Here is a 15,243-nt window from a genome sequence, read left to right as displayed (position 1 = left end):
AGAAAAATTTCGCAGCCATGTCGAATCCGGGCTGGGCCGTTCGACCATTGGCGTTCTCGGAGCTTCCGGGAAGCCAAAGCGTCAAGCAGCATCAGCCAACAGGAGAAAGACAGTGAACTATATCGCAGGATTTGTCGCCGCCGTGCCCGCCGCCAGCAAGGAAGCCTATCGCAGGCATGTCACCGAGGCGGCATCGGTGCTGAAGGAATTCGGCATGACCCGGATGGTTGAAGCCTGGGGTGACGACGTGCGCGGCGGCAAGACCACCGACTTCAGGCGCGCCGTGAAGGCAACGCCGGACGAGGTCGTCATCTTTTCGTGGCACGAATATCCCGACAAGGCAGCGGCGGACGCCGCCTACCACACGATGATGAGCGATCCGCGTCTGGCGAAGATCGTCGCAACGATGCCCTTCGACGGCCAGCGCATGATGATAGGCGGCTTCGCATCGATCATCGACGAGGGCGCTTCCGGCAAGCCCGGGTATATTGATGGCTCTCTGGTGCCAGTTCCCATCGCCAACAAGGCCGCCTACCTTGCCGTGGCGTCAAAGCATGCCGCCGTGATCAGGGAATTCGGCGCCACCCGCATCGTCGAAGCCTGGGGCGACGACATCTCCGACGGCGAGGTCACCGACTACAGGACAGCGGTGAAGGCGACGGACGGGGAAGCCATCGTCTATTCCTGGGTGGAATGGCCGTCGAAGCAGGTTCGTGACGAAGGCTGGAAGAAGGTGATTGCCGATCCGCGCATGTATGCCGACATCATGCCCTACGACAACCATCGAAGGGTCCATGGCGGCTTCGCGCCGATCCTCGAGGCCTGACATCGCAAATCAAGACCAGGAAACCATCATGCGCTATGCCTGTCTCATCTACTATCACCCCCAGACACTGTTCGGCGGAAGTCCGCAGGCCAATGCGGCGCTTGCCGAGTGCGCCCGATATGACGAGGTGCTCAAGGCCAGCGGCCATTTCGTCGCCGCCGAAGCCCTGGTGCTGCCTGAAGAGGCGATGACCCTTCAGGTCCGCGACGGCAAGATGTCGGCGGTCGACGGCCCGTTCATGGAGACCAAGGAGGTGCTGGGCGGGATCATCGTCATCGAGGCCCGCGACCTCAACGAGGCCGTGCGGGTGGCAAGCGGACATCCATTGGCCACGATCGGCCACATCGAAGTCCGGCCGGTCGTCGACTTCAGCCAACCCCGGCCGGTGCTGTGAGCGTCGCCGGCACGCATGCTTGCCTGGAGACGGTGTATCGCACCGAGGCGCGGCGCGTGCTGGCGACCTTGATCCGCCTGCTCGGCGGGTTCGACGCGGCGGAAGAGGCCCTGCATGAGGCCTTTGCCGCCGCCGCCGAGCAATGGCCGCGCCAAGGCCTGCCGGCCAATCCCTATTCCTGGCTGGTCTCAGCCGGCCGCTTTAGAACCATCGATTGCTGGCGCCGGGAAGCGCGGCTGGCCGGCACTTTGCCGGAACTGTTGGCCTTGAGCGAACAGACAGCGGAACCGATCACGCCTGAAGACATAGCGGACGATGAACTGCGGCTCATCTTCGTCTGCTGCCATGCGGCGCTGGCGCCGGACGCACGCATTGCCTTGACCCTGCGCGAGGTGGGCGGCTTGACCACCGAAGAGATCGCCCGTGCCTATCTGACGCCGGCGCCGACCATCGCCCAGCGTATCGTTCGGGCCAAGGCAAAGATCCGCGACGAGGCCATCCCCTACGAAGTCCCCGACCGAAACCAGTTGCCGGCGCGCCTCGAAAGTGCGTTGCAGGTGATCTACCTGATCTTCAACGAGGGTTACGCGGCAACCCAGGGACCAAGCCTGACGCGGGCCGATCTGTGCGCCGAGGCGATCCGCCTCGGCCGGCTGGTGGTGGATTTGCTCGACCAGCCCGAAACACATGGGCTGCTGGCGTTGATGTTGCTGCATGAGGCAAGGCGTGCGACGCGGGTCGATGCGAATGGCGACCTCGTCCTGCTCGAAGATCAGGACCGGTCGCTATGGGACCGCGGGCTGATCGGCGAAGCCAACGGCCTCATTGGGCGGGCGCTCGCTTCGCGACAGGTTGGACCCTACATCCTCCAGGCGGCCATTGCCTCCATCCACGCGGAAGCGGCGAGTACGGCGGACACCGACTGGACCCAGATCGTTGCACTTTATGATGTGCTGGGGCGCGTCGCCCCCTCCCCGGTGGTGACGCTGAACCGTGCCGCGGCCATTGGCATGCGCGACGGGCCACAAGCCGGTCTGGGGGCAATCGAAGACGTGATGGCACAAGGCAGCCTCGACGGCTACCATCTCGCGCATGCGGCGCGGGCCGATATGCAGCGGCGGCTTGGCCTGACCGAGGCAGCAAGAGCCTCTTATCTGCGGGCACTCGAACTCGCCCGCCAACCGGCTGAACAGCGATTTATCATGTCGCGACTTGGGCAGCTTTAGTCTGCGATTGTGGTTGGACAAGCATTGGAATTTTCTTGTTTTGTTCTTTCTGCGCCGGTATCGTTGACGCTCGATTCGTCAATCGAATTTCGTACCCTGCGCGCACACATTTTTTTCGACGCTGTGAATCGTGTGCACAAGCAGGATAAGTCAAAGTTTGTTTAGGCCTCATCAATCGCCTCTGCTAGCGACTGATCGGGTTTGAAATCGGGGATATCATGGCAGAGGCAGCGCGGAAATTCGGCGTGGCGGAGCAACCGCTCTATCGCGAGGCACCGAACAATATCGAGGCCGAGCAGGCGCTGCTCGGCGCTATCCTCGTCAACAACGATGCCTTCTACCGCGTCTCCGACTTCCTGAAGCCAGGCCATTTCTACGAACCCCTGCATCGCAGGATTTTTGAGATCGCGGCCGAGCTCATCCGCATGGGCAAGGTGGCGACGCCGATCACCCTGAAGACTTTCCTGCCGGCCGACGAGAAGGTCGGCGACATGACGGTGGCACAATATATCGTGCGCCTGGCGGTCGAAGCCGTCACCGTCGTCAACGCCACAGACTACGGCCGCGCCATCTATGATTTGGCGACGCGCCGCGCGCTGATCACGGTCGGCGAGGACATGGTCAACATCGCCTATGACGCGCCGGTCGACATGTCGCCCTCCGAGCAGATCGAGGACGCCGAGCGCCGCCTGTTCGAACTGGCCGAAACCGGCCGCTACGATGGCGGCTTCGAGAGCTTCACCGACGCGGTCAAAACCGCCGTGGACATGGCCAATGCCGCCTATATGCGCGACGGCCATCTGTCGGGTCTTGCCACCGGCATGCGCGATCTCGACCGCCGCATGGGCGGCCTGCAATCGTCCGATTTGATCGTGCTTGCCGGCCGCCCGGGCATGGGCAAGACGTCGCTCGCCACCAACATCGCCTTCAACATCGCCGAGGCCTATGTGCCGGCGCAGCAGGCGGACGGCTCGTTCAAGGCGGCCAATGGCGGCGTGGTCGGCTTCTTTTCGCTCGAAATGTCGTCGGAGCAGCTGGCGACCCGTATCATTTCCGAGCAGACGGAAATCTCGTCGTCGAAAATCCGCCGCGGCGAAATCAGCGAAATGGACTTCGAAAAGCTGGTCGCCTGTTCCCAGACCATGCAGAAGATCCCGCTTTTCATCGACCAGACCGGTGGTATTTCGATTGCGCAGCTGTCGGCCCGCGCGCGTCGCCTGAAGCGGCAGCGAGGCCTCGACCTGATCGTCATCGACTATATCCAGCTGATGCAGGGTTCATCCGCCAGGGCCTCGCAGAACCGCGTGCAGGAAATCACCGAGATCACCACCGGCCTGAAGGCGCTGGCCAAGGAACTCGCCGTGCCGATCATCGCCCTGTCGCAGCTGTCGCGTCAGGTCGAAAGCCGTGAGGACAAACGTCCACAGCTCTCCGACTTGCGTGAATCCGGCTCGATCGAGCAGGACGCCGACGTCGTGATGTTCGTCTATCGCGAGGAGTATTACCTCAAGAACCGCGAGCCGAAGCTTGGCACCGAGGAATACGTCAAGTGGGAAAACGAGATGAACGAGATGCGCGGCAAGGCCGAGGTGATCGTCGCCAAGCAGCGCCACGGCCCGACAGGCTCGGTAACGCTCGCCTTCCACGGCGAATTCACCCGCTTCTCCGATCTGGCGGAAGAGCATCATATTGCGGAGAGGTTTGAATAGCTTGGTCGCGGAGCAACCGATTGGACTTTAGCGATATTTATCAGAGAATGAAGTTTGAAGCGTACGAAATCTCCGAGGACGAACGCACTCAACTGGCTAATTATTTGAAATCTGCCCAGTCAATTTCTAGCCCGAAATCGCACGCCGGTTTGCTGGTGTTTTGCTATTCGAGCGAACCGACGTCCGAGAACATCGAATTGGTGCGGAAATTCCTTGCCAAAAATGTCGACGACTACACAAGAAGCGCGGCAGTGACTGGTCTCTATCGAATATGGAAGCTTGGAAGGGCCGCCGACATCGATGATCTTCTGAGCTTTTTGGCTCTTTCGCTGCAAGAATCCCGGCACGATACGTCCGTGTCTGCGATCGGATGTTCATTCCTTCTGATGCAACGGCTCAAGGAACGCCGCCTTTCGACCGCACTTATGAAATTACTTGAGACGCTCCACGAGGAAGTCAGACGAGAGAACAACTTCGCCGTCAATTTATTCACCTATGCGTGTTGGTCGGCATATGACAATTGGGCCCAAAGCAACGGTCAGCGCCGCATCCATTTCGATATGATCGAAGAGGCGTTGCCGATCTATTGGGATCGCCAGAAATATCTTTTGGAATCGATAAACTGATGGCCAAATCGCGCGTCCAGTTCATCTGCCAGAATTGCGGATCGGTGCATCAGCGCTGGGCCGGCAAATGCGATGCCTGCGGCGAATGGAACACGCTGGTCGAGGAAGGAACCTCCGGCGGCATCGGCTCGGGGCCTGCCAATACGCGCAACGCCCGCAAGGGCCGCGCCGTGGTGCTGACCACGCTTTCCGGCGACATCGAGGACGCGCCGCGCATCATCTCGGGCATCGGCGAACTCGACCGTGCCACCGGCGGCGGCTTCGTGCGCGGCTCCGCACTTCTGGTCGGCGGCGATCCCGGCATCGGCAAGTCGACGCTGCTCACCCAGGCTGCTGCCGCGCTGGCGTCGCGAGGCCATCGCATCGTCTATGTCTCGGGCGAAGAAGCCGTCGCGCAGATCAGGCTGAGGGCGCAGCGGCTCGGCGTCGCCGACACACCGGTCGAGCTGGCGGCGGAGACCAATGTCGAGGACATTCTTGCCACGATCGCCGACGGCAAGCGGCCGGATCTGGTCATTCTCGATTCCATCCAGACGCTGTGGACCGACCTTGCCGATTCGGCGCCGGGTACGGTCACCCAGGTGCGCGCCTCCGCCCAGGCGATGATCCGCTATGCGAAATCCACGGGTGCCGCGATCGTGCTGGTCGGCCATGTCACCAAGGAAGGCCAGATCGCCGGCCCGCGCGTGGTCGAGCACATGGTCGACGGCGTGCTCTATTTCGAGGGCGAAGGCGGCCACCATTACCGCATCCTGCGCACGGTGAAGAACCGCTTCGGACCGACCGACGAAATCGGCGTCTTCGAAATGTCGGACAAGGGTTTGCGCGAAGTCTCCAACCCGTCGGAGCTGTTTCTCGGCGAGCGGCATGCCAAGTCTCCGGGTGCCGCCGTTTTCGCCGGTATGGAAGGCACGAGGCCGGTTCTGGTCGAGATCCAGGCGCTGGTAGCGCAATCCTCGCTCGGCACGCCGCGCCGGGCAGTGGTCGGCTGGGACGGCGCTCGACTGTCGATGGTGCTGGCGGTGCTGGAGGCGCATTGCGGCGTTCGCTTCGGCCAGCACGACGTCTATCTCAACGTCGCCGGCGGCTATCGCATCAGCGAGCCGGCGGCCGATCTCGCGGTCGCAGCCGCACTGGTTTCCTCGCTCACCGGTCTTGCCCTTCCCGCCGATTGCGTCTATTTCGGCGAAATCAGCCTGTCGGGTGCTGTGAGGCCGGTCGCGCATGCGCAGCAGCGCCTCAAGGAAGCCGAAAAGCTGGGTTTTGGTAGCGCGGTTCTGCCCTTGGGCAGCGAGGAACTTGCCGGAGGGATCGGGGCCGGTGCTTTCCAGCCCACCGAGCTTGCCGACCTCGTGGCACGCATAGCCGGCTCACGTCGAAGCCGCGTGGACGACGAAGAATGACGCGGCTCGCCGAGCCGTGAAAAAGAGATCGGAGTGGGGCGAAAGACATGCCGATTACGCTGCTTGACGGAATCCTGGTCGGCTTCACCCTGGTCTCGGCGATGCTCGCCATGGTTCGCGGCTTTTCGCGCGAGGTCCTGTCGGTCGTCTCATGGGCGGCAGCGGCGGCGGCGGCTTTCTTCTTCTACAAGCCCGTCCTGCCCTATCTGAAGCCCTACATCGAGAATGAGAAGATCGCCATGGCGGCCTCCGCCGGCGTCGTCTTCGTCGTCGCGCTGATTGTCGTCTCCGTCATCACCATGAAGCTCGCCGACTGGATCATCGATTCGCGGATAGGCGCACTCGACCGCACGCTCGGTTTCCTCTATGGCGCCGCGCGCGGCATCCTGGTCGTCGCGGTGGCGCTTTTGTTCTTCAACTGGCTGGCCGGCGCCAAGGCCCCGGCCTGGGTGACCGACGCCAAATCACGGCCATTGCTGGAATCGATCGGCGCCAAGATCGAGAACCTGCTGCCCGCCGACACCGAAAACGCAATCCTCAAGAAGCTCAGCCCGAAAGCGGGTGGCGAGACTCCAGCCGCCCCGGATGCGCCAGCGGCGGATGTGCCGGCAACAGGTGACGATGCAAATGCGCCGGCCCCGGACGACAATGACGCTGGCCCCGCGGACAACACAGCCAAGCCAGCACCGGCCGCACCAGCAGCACCGGCAAACTGACCCCCGAAAGGGCGCCCGAGCAGACGATGGTGTGAACGACTTTACGGCGCGCGTTGCTTTCGACGCGAACCCGCATTATATGGCGATTTTAGCGGAGCTTAAGATGGCAGACGCAGACGACGTGCTTTCCGCCGAGGCCGACGACCATTTCCACGACGAATGCGGTGTCTTCGGCATTTTCGGCCGGCAGGACGCAGCGGCAATCGTCACACTCGGCCTGCATGCGCTGCAGCATCGGGGCCAGGAAGCGGCAGGCATCGTTTCCTATGACGGCAGCCAGTTCCATGTCGAACGCCATGTCGGCCTGATCGGCGACACTTTCACCAAGCAGCGCGTCATTGACAGCCTGCAAGGCAACCGCGCCATCGGCCATACGCGCTACGCCACGACAGGCGGCGCCGGCATGCGCAACATCCAGCCCTTCTTCGCCGAGTTGGCCGATGGCGGCTTCGCCGTCGCCCACAATGGTAATTTGACCAACGCCATGACGGTGCAGCGCGCGCTGCAGAAGCAGGGCGCGATCTTCTCCTCGACCTCCGACACCGAGACGCTTCTGCATCTGGTTGCGACCAGCAAGGAACGCGACCTCAACTCGCGCTTCATCGACGCCGTGCGGCAGGTTGAAGGCGCCTTCTCGCTGGTGGCGATGACGGCCAAGAAGATGATCGGCTGCCGCGATCCGCTCGGCATCCGCCCGCTGGTGCTGGGCGACCTCGACGGTGCCTGGATCCTCGCTTCCGAGACCTGCGCGCTCGATATTATCGGTGCGCGCTTCGTGCGCGACCTGAAGCCCGGTGAGATGGTCGTCGTCACCTCCAAGGGCATTGAAAGCCTGTTCCCGTTCGAGCCGCAGAAAACGCGCTTCTGCATCTTCGAATATGTTTATTTCGCCCGGCCGGATTCTTCGGTCGAGGGCCGCAACGTCTACGAGGTGCGCAAGCGCATCGGCGCAGAGCTGGCACAGGAAAACCCCGTCGAGGCCGACATCGTCGTGCCGGTGCCGGATTCGGGCACGCCCGCTGCGATCGGCTTCAGCCAGGCGGCCGGCATTCCCTTCGAGCTCGGCATCATCCGCAACCACTATGTCGGCCGTACCTTCATCCAGCCCGGCGATTCGATCCGCCACATGGGCGTCAAGCTGAAGCACAACGCCAACCGCCGTATGATCGAGGGCAAGCGTGTCGTGCTGGTCGACGATTCGATCGTGCGCGGCACCACCAGCCAGAAGATCGTGCAGATGGTGCGCGATGCCGGCGCCCGGGAAGTGCATATGCGCATTGCTTCGCCGCCGACCAGCGCCTCCTGCTTCTACGGCGTCGACACGCCGGAGAAATCGAAGCTCCTGGCTTCGCGCATGTCGGTGGAAGAGATGGCCGAATTCATCCGTGTCGATTCGCTGGGCTTCCTCTCCATCAACGGCCTCTACCGCGCGGTCGGCGAGGCCAGCCGCAACGATGAGCAACCGCAGTTCTGCGACGCCTGCTTCACCGGCCAGTATCCGACCCGCCTGCTCGACTTCGAAGGCCACGACAATGTGCGCACGCTGTCGCTGCTGGCGAACAGTGGGGCGTAGGCCAGACCTTACGGAAATTCTCGCATGACCCTCGACCTTACCGGCCGCGTCGCGGTCGTCACCGGCGCCTCGCGCGGCATCGGCTATTTCATCGCCAAGGAATTAGCCGCCGCCGGGGCTCATGTCATCGCGGTCGCGCGCACGGTCGGCGGGCTGGAGGAACTCGACGACCAGATCAAGGCGGCCGGCGGCCAGGCGACGCTGGTGCCGCTCGATCTCGCCGACATGGCCGGCATCGACCGGCTGGGCGGCGCCATCCATGAACGCTGGGGCAAGCTCGACATCCTCGTTGCCAATGCCGGTGTGCTCGGCGTCATCTCGCCGATCGGCCATGTCGAGGCCAAGACCTTCGAAAAGGTGATGACCATCAACGTCACCTCGACCTGGCGGCTGATCCGCTCGGTCGACCCGCTGCTCAGGCTTTCGGATGCCGGCCGGGCCATCATCCTGTCGTCCAACGCGGCGCATTCGGCACGCGCTTTCTGGGCACCTTACGCGGCTTCGAAGGCGGCGGTCGAGACCATGATGCGCTCCTGGGCGAATGAGACGCAAAGCCTGCCGCTGCGCGTCAATGCCGCCGACCCAGGCGCCACCCGCACCGCGATGCGGGCCCAGGCCGTGCCAGGCGAGGATCCGGAGACGCTGCCGCACCCTTCCGAGATCGCCAAGCGTATCGTGCCGTTGGCCAGCCCGGAGCTGAAAGAGACCGGGCTGATCTTCCAGGCCAAGCACAATCGCTTCGTCGCCTACAGGCAGCCCGAATAAATTCACACCTAGGTTTTGACGGCTCCCGGAACCGCTGCCCGCATTTGGGTGGCCTATGTCAGGGATTAAAAGAGCCTCCGGCTACGTTCTTCGAACGTAGGACATTCGAAACCGGAGGATCGATATGCGCAGACTTCTTTTCGTTGCCGCCACCGCCTTTGCAGCCGCTCTCGGCGCGACATCAGGTGTGGCCGTCTCACAAGATGCCAAGATGAGTTTCTTCGTCACCAGTGTCGGCTCCGGCAAGGGCGCCGATCTCGGCGGCCTGAAGGGAGCCGACGCGCATTGCGCTTCGCTGGCCGAAGCAGCCGGCGTCACCGGCAAGAGCTGGCATGCCTATCTCTCAACAAGCGCCGAGGATGCCCGCGACCGCATCGGCAAAGGCCCTTGGTTCAACGCCAAGGGTGAGAAAATCGCCGACGATGTCGCCTCGCTGCACGGCGACGCCAACGGCATCACCAAGCAGACGGCGCTGAATGAAAAGGGCGAAGTGGTGAATGGCCGCGGCGACACACCGAACCGGCATGACATGCTGACAGGGTCGAAACCCGACGGCACCAGGATTGCCGACCAGACCTGCGGCGACTGGACGATGAGCGGCGCCGAAGGGGCGGCAATGATGGGTCATCATGACCGCACCGGGCTCGACGATTCGGCGGCGGCAAAGTCTTGGAATTCCTCGCATGCCTCAGGCGGCGGCTGCAGCCAGGAAGCACTGAAGGGCACTGGTGGCGACGGGTTGTTTTACTGCTTTGCAACCAACTGAGCAGCGTAGGTCGCAAACCCTACCCAGAGACCCGCCACATCATCACGCGGCTGTGATCTGAGGGGGAAAAGCTGCGCGGCGGTCATGCTTTCGTCATTTCCCCGGAGTTGTTAGGATCGTAGCGACTCCCACAACAGCGAGAGCCCAAACTGGGCAGAACAAGGAAACTCCCATGGCTACGACCGCAGCATTGGTCTGGTATCTGGTAATCGCCGGTCCACAGGGCGGCATGGTGGTGCTGCCCAGCACCTTCGACAAGCGCGAACAGTGCACCGCAGCCATCACCGAATATCAGAAGCAGCCGACCCCCGCTGGCTGGTCCGTGCAGTGCGTGCCGAGCGCCTCGCCCTTCACCGATGAGGGCGATGCCGAGGAACCGGCCGCGCAGTAAGCATCCGTCGCAACAAGGCCCGCAGCCGTTGGCTGCGGGCCTTGTTGTTTTCAGTGCCGGGCACTCACCGTCAATTCCGGCTTCTGGCTGATGGTCTGGAACACCACGCAATAGCGTTCGGTCAGCTTCAGCAGTGAATCAATGCGCTCCTGCGGTTCATCCGTGCCGAGAGCGAAATTGAGCCGGATGGCACGAAAACCGACCGGTGCATCCTTGGCGACACCAAGGGTGCCGCGAAAATCGAGATCGCCTTCGGCTTCCACCGTTGCGGCGCCGAGCTTGAACTCGAGCGCCGTCGCCACTGCCTTCAACGTCACCCCGGCGCAAGCCACGAGTGCTTCCAAGAGCATGTCGCCGGAGCAGAGCTCGAGGCCTGAGCCGCCGGTTGCCGGATGCAGACCAGCGACAGCGATCGCCCTGCCCGTCTCCACCTTGCAGGCCACCGACTGGTCGTCGATAGAGCCCTTCGCTCTCAGCGTGATCAGCGCCTGCGAGGCATCCTCGCGATAGGCCTGCTTCAGCGGCGCCTGCATCGCCTTAAGTTCGGTGGCGTCCATTTCGTTGCCTCTTTCGTCTGTTTGCTTAGCGTCGTGATCGAGACAGTTCCGGCAGATCTGCAGAATAGGATTTCTGCCACAACCCGAAGCTATGGTTGTCGCGTTCGGTCGGTTTGAGGGAGCTCGGCATTGGTTGGGAAATGTCTGATGCACGCGCTGGCGATGGGGTTTGGCGCCCTGGTGGTCTTTGCCCCGACCGACCAAGCGGCCTCATTCGTCCTCATGTCCTGTTCACCCGGCCAGTTTGCAGGAAAGCCGGCAGAGCCAAATGGCTTGACGGTCGCCTGTGGTGGCAGTTTCAACCTGTGCGGCTACGTTGACCAGTCAAAAAATCAGGTCATCCCATGGCGGTTCGAAGTCGCACTGCCTTTTTCCGACGGATTCGCCGGCGTCAGAATCAACGGAAAGTTTGGCTTCATCGACCGTGCGGGCAAGCTCGTGGTTCCCGCCAAATTCGACGTGGTTGCGGGCTTCACAAAAGGCCTTGCCGAGGTCGTGCTTGATGGCAAGGCGGGCGTCATAGATCGCTCGGGCAACTTCGTCGTCGAACCCAACTATGCGCGCGCGATGCCGTTCGGAGAAGATACGGTTCTTGTCAGCGAAGGTGCCTGGCAGGCGGCTGGTTTCAATGGCTGCGAAAGCCTGAGGGACGCTAAACGGACTTTGCAGCTCGACTTTGTCAAAAACCCCTCGCCGCAATATCGCCTCTGGCACGTTCGGACCCGATCCCTGAGTTCGGAAATCTACAGACTTCGATACTTCGACGACCCGGACCATCTGTTGCTTTGGGCCAGCACCGAAGACAACAATTTGGGCGAGTTCGGGCTCCTGCGATCGGATGGAACCTGGCAAATCACTCCCCGACATGAGGACGTGTCCCCACTCACCGATGGGTTCGCCACCGTGTGCAATCTAAAGCCGACCCCGTCCGATCCGTCGAAGCGGAAGGTATGCGGCGCGGTAAACTCCAAAGGAGATCTCGTCGTGCCGATCAAGTTCGATGGCACCTTCTATCGGCGAAATGGCCTCAAGCTGGTTCGAAACGATGACAAAAAGGGAATCGTCGACATAAGCGGCCAACTCCTTGGCAGCCGTTATTTCGACGACGCCAGATTGGCTGAGAAAGGCGATGTCAGTATAGTTCGCATCGGCGATCAATGGGTTGGGCTCGACCGGCGCGGCCAGATTGTCGCGAACCCGGAAGACGGAGAAATCCTTTCCCAATGCCCTTCCGGCATCAAGGTGGAAAAACGGTCAGGCAAGTTTCGCTTCGTCGATGCGAATGGCAAGCCCACCGAATCCTATCTGTTTGAGCAGGCTTTTCTCAAGCTGGACTGCGACCGGCCAACCCCGGTCACCCTCAACGGCCAGTGGGGATTTGTCGACACAGGCGGCCATTCGCTGATGTCGAAGCCAAGCTTTGACAACGTCTACAATTTTCAGGACGGATATGCCGCTGTCGAGGAAGGTGGAAAGTGGGGCGTGATCGATGCCAAGGGCAGATACTCGGCAGCTCCGCAGTTTGACAATCTCCGGCCCGATGATGATGGCGTTTTCGCAATAGACGTCGATGGTCGGAAGTCATGGGTCAATGCTCAGGGACAGCAGGTACCCGAACCGACCCGCAAGAAGGATCGAGCAGCGGTACTTGCCTGCGGCGAGGATGGCGGTCACTTCTTCAGCACCGACACCATCGGCCAAACATTGTGGGGACTTGCCGCAGCCGACGGGACCGTTTTCGTTCCGCCAAAATATCGGGCGCTGCGGTGCTACGCGAACGGTCTTGCCTGGGTCGCTGACGACATGCGTCGGATGTGGTGCCAGATCGATACCCAAGGCGTCATCCGCAATCCGGCTGAATGCAGCCCAAATTTCAACGGCAGAATCATCTTTGACGCCAGTTTTGAGAAATTTTCCGATGATCGATACGAGAGCAGCGTGCTTTGGGAGCGCGCGCTTCTCGACTATGGCCGCGGGGTTCGCAAGGCACCGCCCAAGATTGTTGGCTCAGGGTTTTAAGTGACTTGTCAGCCGCTGCTGCAAGACCATGGCGGATGCGTCAGGCCGGCTCGCACTCATAAGGACGGTCGCGGTGGCCCCTGCGCCAATGCAAGCTCAGGGCTGGCGTAGCGCGGTGTCGGCTTTCACCCGTATAGCTGGGAGCCGAGGCATGATTTCGCAGAGTCCTCAAGCCATCCCTGTCGCTTCCCGCACCTTTGGTCCGCGCCTATGGCCGATGTCGCCATTCTCGAAACACGCGAAAGGGTTCTCGCTGGCATCCTGCTGACCGGTGCCGCCTATCTCTTGTTTTCGACGCAGGACGCCTCGATCAAGCTGCTGGTCACGGGAATGACCGTCTGGCAGATCATGTTCTTCCGCAGCATCACCATTCTCGGCGCCTGCGCGGCAATAGGCGGGCGGCAGCTGTTTGCCGACACGGTGCGCTCGCCAATCGTGCGGCCCATGCTGGTGCGCAGCGCGTTCACGCTTGCCGCCTGGCTCTGCTACTACAACGCCGCGCGCAGCCTGCAGCTCGCCGAGCTGACCACCGTCTACTACGCAGCGCCGATCATCGTCACCGTGTTTTCGGTGTTCCTGCTCGGCGAAAAGGTGCCGATGTTGCGCTGGCTGGCGGTTTTGATCGGTTTTGCCGGCGTCTTCGTCGCTTGCGACCCGACCCATCTCGGCCTGTCCGTGCCGGTGCTGCTGGTGCTTGCGGCCGCCCTTTTGTGGGCCATCGCCATCGTGCTCCTGCGCAAAACCGCGCTTGCCGAACGCTCGATGATCCAGCTTCTCCTCAATAACTTCTATTTCCTTTTGTTTTCGGCGGTGCCGGCGCTGTTGTGGTGGCATACGCCTGGTCTGGCCCAGCTGTTGCTTCTCGCCAGCGTCGGCGCGCTTGGTGGCCTGGCGCAATATCTCCTATTCGAAGGCATGAAGCGCACGCCGGCATCGATCCTCGCGCCACTCGAATACAGCTCGCTGTTGTGGGCGTTCGCGCTCGGCTTCGCGATCTGGGGCGACGTGCCGCGCCGCGAAGTGTTCCTGGGTGCCGCCCTGATCATCGCCGCCGGGCTGCTGATCGTCGGCGGCGAGCATTTCCGCAAGCGGCTGTGATGTGTATGGCGCTCACTGCTGACTCTGCGATGTCAGCACCGGACGGAGTAGGTTGCCGGCATGACTGACGCTGCAGCCGCCAAACCCGAAGCCACCGAACGCACGCTTGGCATCATATTGGTGTCGTCATCGGCGGCGGTGTTCGGCCTGACCGGTGTCTTGACCAAGTCGATCCACGCCGATCCGCTGACCACCACCTGCTGGCGCGGCTTTGTCGGCTCGATCCTGATCAGCCTCTATGTGCTGTGGCGCCGCCATCGCTCGGGTAACCGCGGCACGCTGCGGCTTGGCTGGCGCGGCTGGCTTCTGGCGGTGGAAGGCGCGCTGGCCAGTATCGCCTTCATCTCGGCGTTCAAATTCACCTACGTCGCCAATGTCGCGGTCATCTACGCCACGTCGCCCTTCATTGCCGCCCTGCTGGCCTGGGTGCTGGTGCGCGAGCCTTTCCGCCTGCAGACGATGCTCGCGGCGGCCGTGTCGCTGTGCGGCGTAGGCATCATGGTCTGGTCGGGCTTCGGCACCGGCCATCTGTTCGGCGACGGGCTGGCGCTGCTGATGACGGCCGGCAGCGCGCTCTACATGATCATGGTGCGCGCCTTCCGCGACACGCCGGTGGTGTGGGCCGGCGCGGTTTCAGCCTTCCTGCTGTTCATATTCGGCTGGTTCGTCACCGATCCCCTGGCGGTTTCGGCGAGGGACGCGGTTCTGCTCGTCACCTTCGGCGCGTCCTTCGCATTGTCGTCGATCCTGTGGACGGAAGGCGCGCGGCTCATCCCGGCGCCCGAATCCGGCCTGCTCGGCTCGGCGGAAGTGCCGTTCGCGATCCTGTTTGCCTTTCTGTTCCTAGCCGAGATACCGCCTGTCGCCAGCATGGTCGGCGGCGCCATCGTGCTCTGCGCGGTGTTCGCCCATGCAGGCCGCGACTGGCTGGCAGCCCGCTCGCAGCGGGCAGCGTCAAATATTTCTTAAAAAAGTGACTCAGTCACGGAACCATCATCGGACTCAGACATTGTTGGTGTGACGGGCCACCCCCCGAGTCCCCCCAAACCCCTCGGCCCGTCCTACTCCCAAGCCGACCGCAAGGTCGGCTTTTTCTTTCTAAATAGGCCCGACCGCAAGGTCGGCTATTTCTTTGCCAAGGAGCCCGACCGCAGGTCGGGGTTTCTTGCGATAG

At 62.3% G+C, this 15,243-nt stretch carries 15 protein-coding genes; 14 read left to right on the top strand and 1 reads right to left on the bottom strand.

Annotation, left to right across the window (positions count from 1 at the left end):
- The first annotated feature begins 112 nt into the window (after positions 1 to 112).
- The 11 genes from ACLGL5_RS19225 (at position 113) to ACLGL5_RS19175 (ending at position 10,395) form a co-directional block, all read left to right on the top strand.
- Positions 113 to 826 (top strand): DUF1428 domain-containing protein, encoded by a 714-nt coding sequence (locus ACLGL5_RS19225; protein ID WP_069091800.1) that lies wholly within the window; start codon positions 113 to 115, stop codon positions 824 to 826.
- A 28-nt stretch (positions 827 to 854) separates the two neighbouring features.
- A complete protein-coding gene (locus ACLGL5_RS19220) occupies positions 855 to 1,220 on the top strand; it encodes a YciI family protein (RefSeq protein WP_069093371.1) in 366 nt (121 codons plus the stop codon).
- Entirely contained in the window at positions 1,217 to 2,446 is a 1,230-nt protein-coding gene (locus tag ACLGL5_RS19215) for an RNA polymerase sigma factor (protein ID WP_069091799.1), read from the top strand. The genes ACLGL5_RS19220 and ACLGL5_RS19215 overlap by 4 nt, the downstream gene beginning before the upstream one ends.
- A gap of 218 nt (positions 2,447 to 2,664) precedes the next feature.
- Complete coding sequence (locus tag ACLGL5_RS19210; protein ID WP_019857258.1) at positions 2,665 to 4,155, top strand: replicative DNA helicase; 1,491 nt, start codon at positions 2,665 to 2,667, stop codon at positions 4,153 to 4,155.
- 20 nt (positions 4,156 to 4,175) lie between these two features.
- Positions 4,176 to 4,781 (top strand): hypothetical protein, encoded by a 606-nt coding sequence (locus ACLGL5_RS19205; protein WP_141700920.1) that lies wholly within the window; start codon positions 4,176 to 4,178, stop codon positions 4,779 to 4,781.
- Positions 4,781 to 6,184 (top strand): DNA repair protein RadA, encoded by a 1,404-nt coding sequence (gene radA / locus ACLGL5_RS19200; protein ID WP_019857257.1) that lies wholly within the window; start codon positions 4,781 to 4,783, stop codon positions 6,182 to 6,184. The genes ACLGL5_RS19205 and radA overlap by 1 nt, the downstream gene beginning before the upstream one ends.
- 47 nt (positions 6,185 to 6,231) lie before the next feature.
- On the top strand, positions 6,232 to 6,900 hold the full coding sequence (locus ACLGL5_RS19195; protein ID WP_019857256.1) for a CvpA family protein: 669 nt from the start codon (positions 6,232 to 6,234) through the stop codon (positions 6,898 to 6,900).
- 103 nt (positions 6,901 to 7,003) lie between these two features.
- On the top strand, positions 7,004 to 8,473 hold the full coding sequence (gene purF, locus ACLGL5_RS19190) for an amidophosphoribosyltransferase (protein ID WP_019857255.1): 1,470 nt from the start codon (positions 7,004 to 7,006) through the stop codon (positions 8,471 to 8,473).
- A 24-nt stretch (positions 8,474 to 8,497) separates the two neighbouring features.
- Positions 8,498 to 9,238, top strand: coding sequence for an SDR family NAD(P)-dependent oxidoreductase (locus tag ACLGL5_RS19185; RefSeq protein WP_069091797.1), 741 nt, complete (start codon positions 8,498 to 8,500; stop codon positions 9,236 to 9,238).
- 124 nt (positions 9,239 to 9,362) lie between these two features.
- Positions 9,363 to 10,004 carry a hypothetical protein gene (locus ACLGL5_RS19180; protein WP_069091796.1) on the top strand — a complete coding sequence of 214 codons (642 nt, stop codon included), beginning with the start codon at positions 9,363 to 9,365 and terminating at the stop codon, positions 10,002 to 10,004.
- Between the two features lie 172 nt (positions 10,005 to 10,176).
- On the top strand, positions 10,177 to 10,395 hold the full coding sequence (locus ACLGL5_RS19175; protein WP_015318519.1) for a hypothetical protein: 219 nt from the start codon (positions 10,177 to 10,179) through the stop codon (positions 10,393 to 10,395).
- 50 nt (positions 10,396 to 10,445) lie between these two features.
- Here ACLGL5_RS19175 and ACLGL5_RS19170 read toward each other — a convergent pair whose 3' ends face one another.
- A complete protein-coding gene (locus ACLGL5_RS19170; protein WP_027046675.1) occupies positions 10,446 to 10,952 on the bottom strand; it encodes an OsmC family protein in 507 nt (168 codons plus the stop codon).
- Positions 10,953 to 11,099: 147 nt separating this feature from the next.
- On the opposite strand from ACLGL5_RS19170, the gene ACLGL5_RS19165 reads away from it, so the two are divergent.
- From ACLGL5_RS19165 to ACLGL5_RS19155, 3 genes are all read left to right on the top strand, one after another.
- Positions 11,100 to 12,971, top strand: a complete 1,872-nt coding sequence (locus ACLGL5_RS19165; RefSeq protein ID WP_494372743.1) for a WG repeat-containing protein — start codon at positions 11,100 to 11,102, stop codon at positions 12,969 to 12,971.
- A 210-nt stretch (positions 12,972 to 13,181) separates the two neighbouring features.
- The gene (locus ACLGL5_RS19160) at positions 13,182 to 14,069 is read left to right on the top strand and encodes a DMT family transporter (RefSeq protein WP_069091795.1); all 888 of its coding nucleotides are present in this window, start codon (positions 13,182 to 13,184) and stop codon (positions 14,067 to 14,069) included.
- Between the two features lie 60 nt (positions 14,070 to 14,129).
- Complete coding sequence (locus tag ACLGL5_RS19155; RefSeq protein WP_069091794.1) at positions 14,130 to 15,038, top strand: DMT family transporter; 909 nt, start codon at positions 14,130 to 14,132, stop codon at positions 15,036 to 15,038.
- The last annotated feature ends 205 nt before the right edge of the window (positions 15,039 to 15,243 follow it).

The sequence above is a fragment of the Mesorhizobium sp. U510 genome (genome assembly GCF_059180695.1).
The sequence above is the reverse complement of the archived record's forward strand: the minus strand, read 5'-3'. Positions and strand labels throughout refer to the sequence as shown.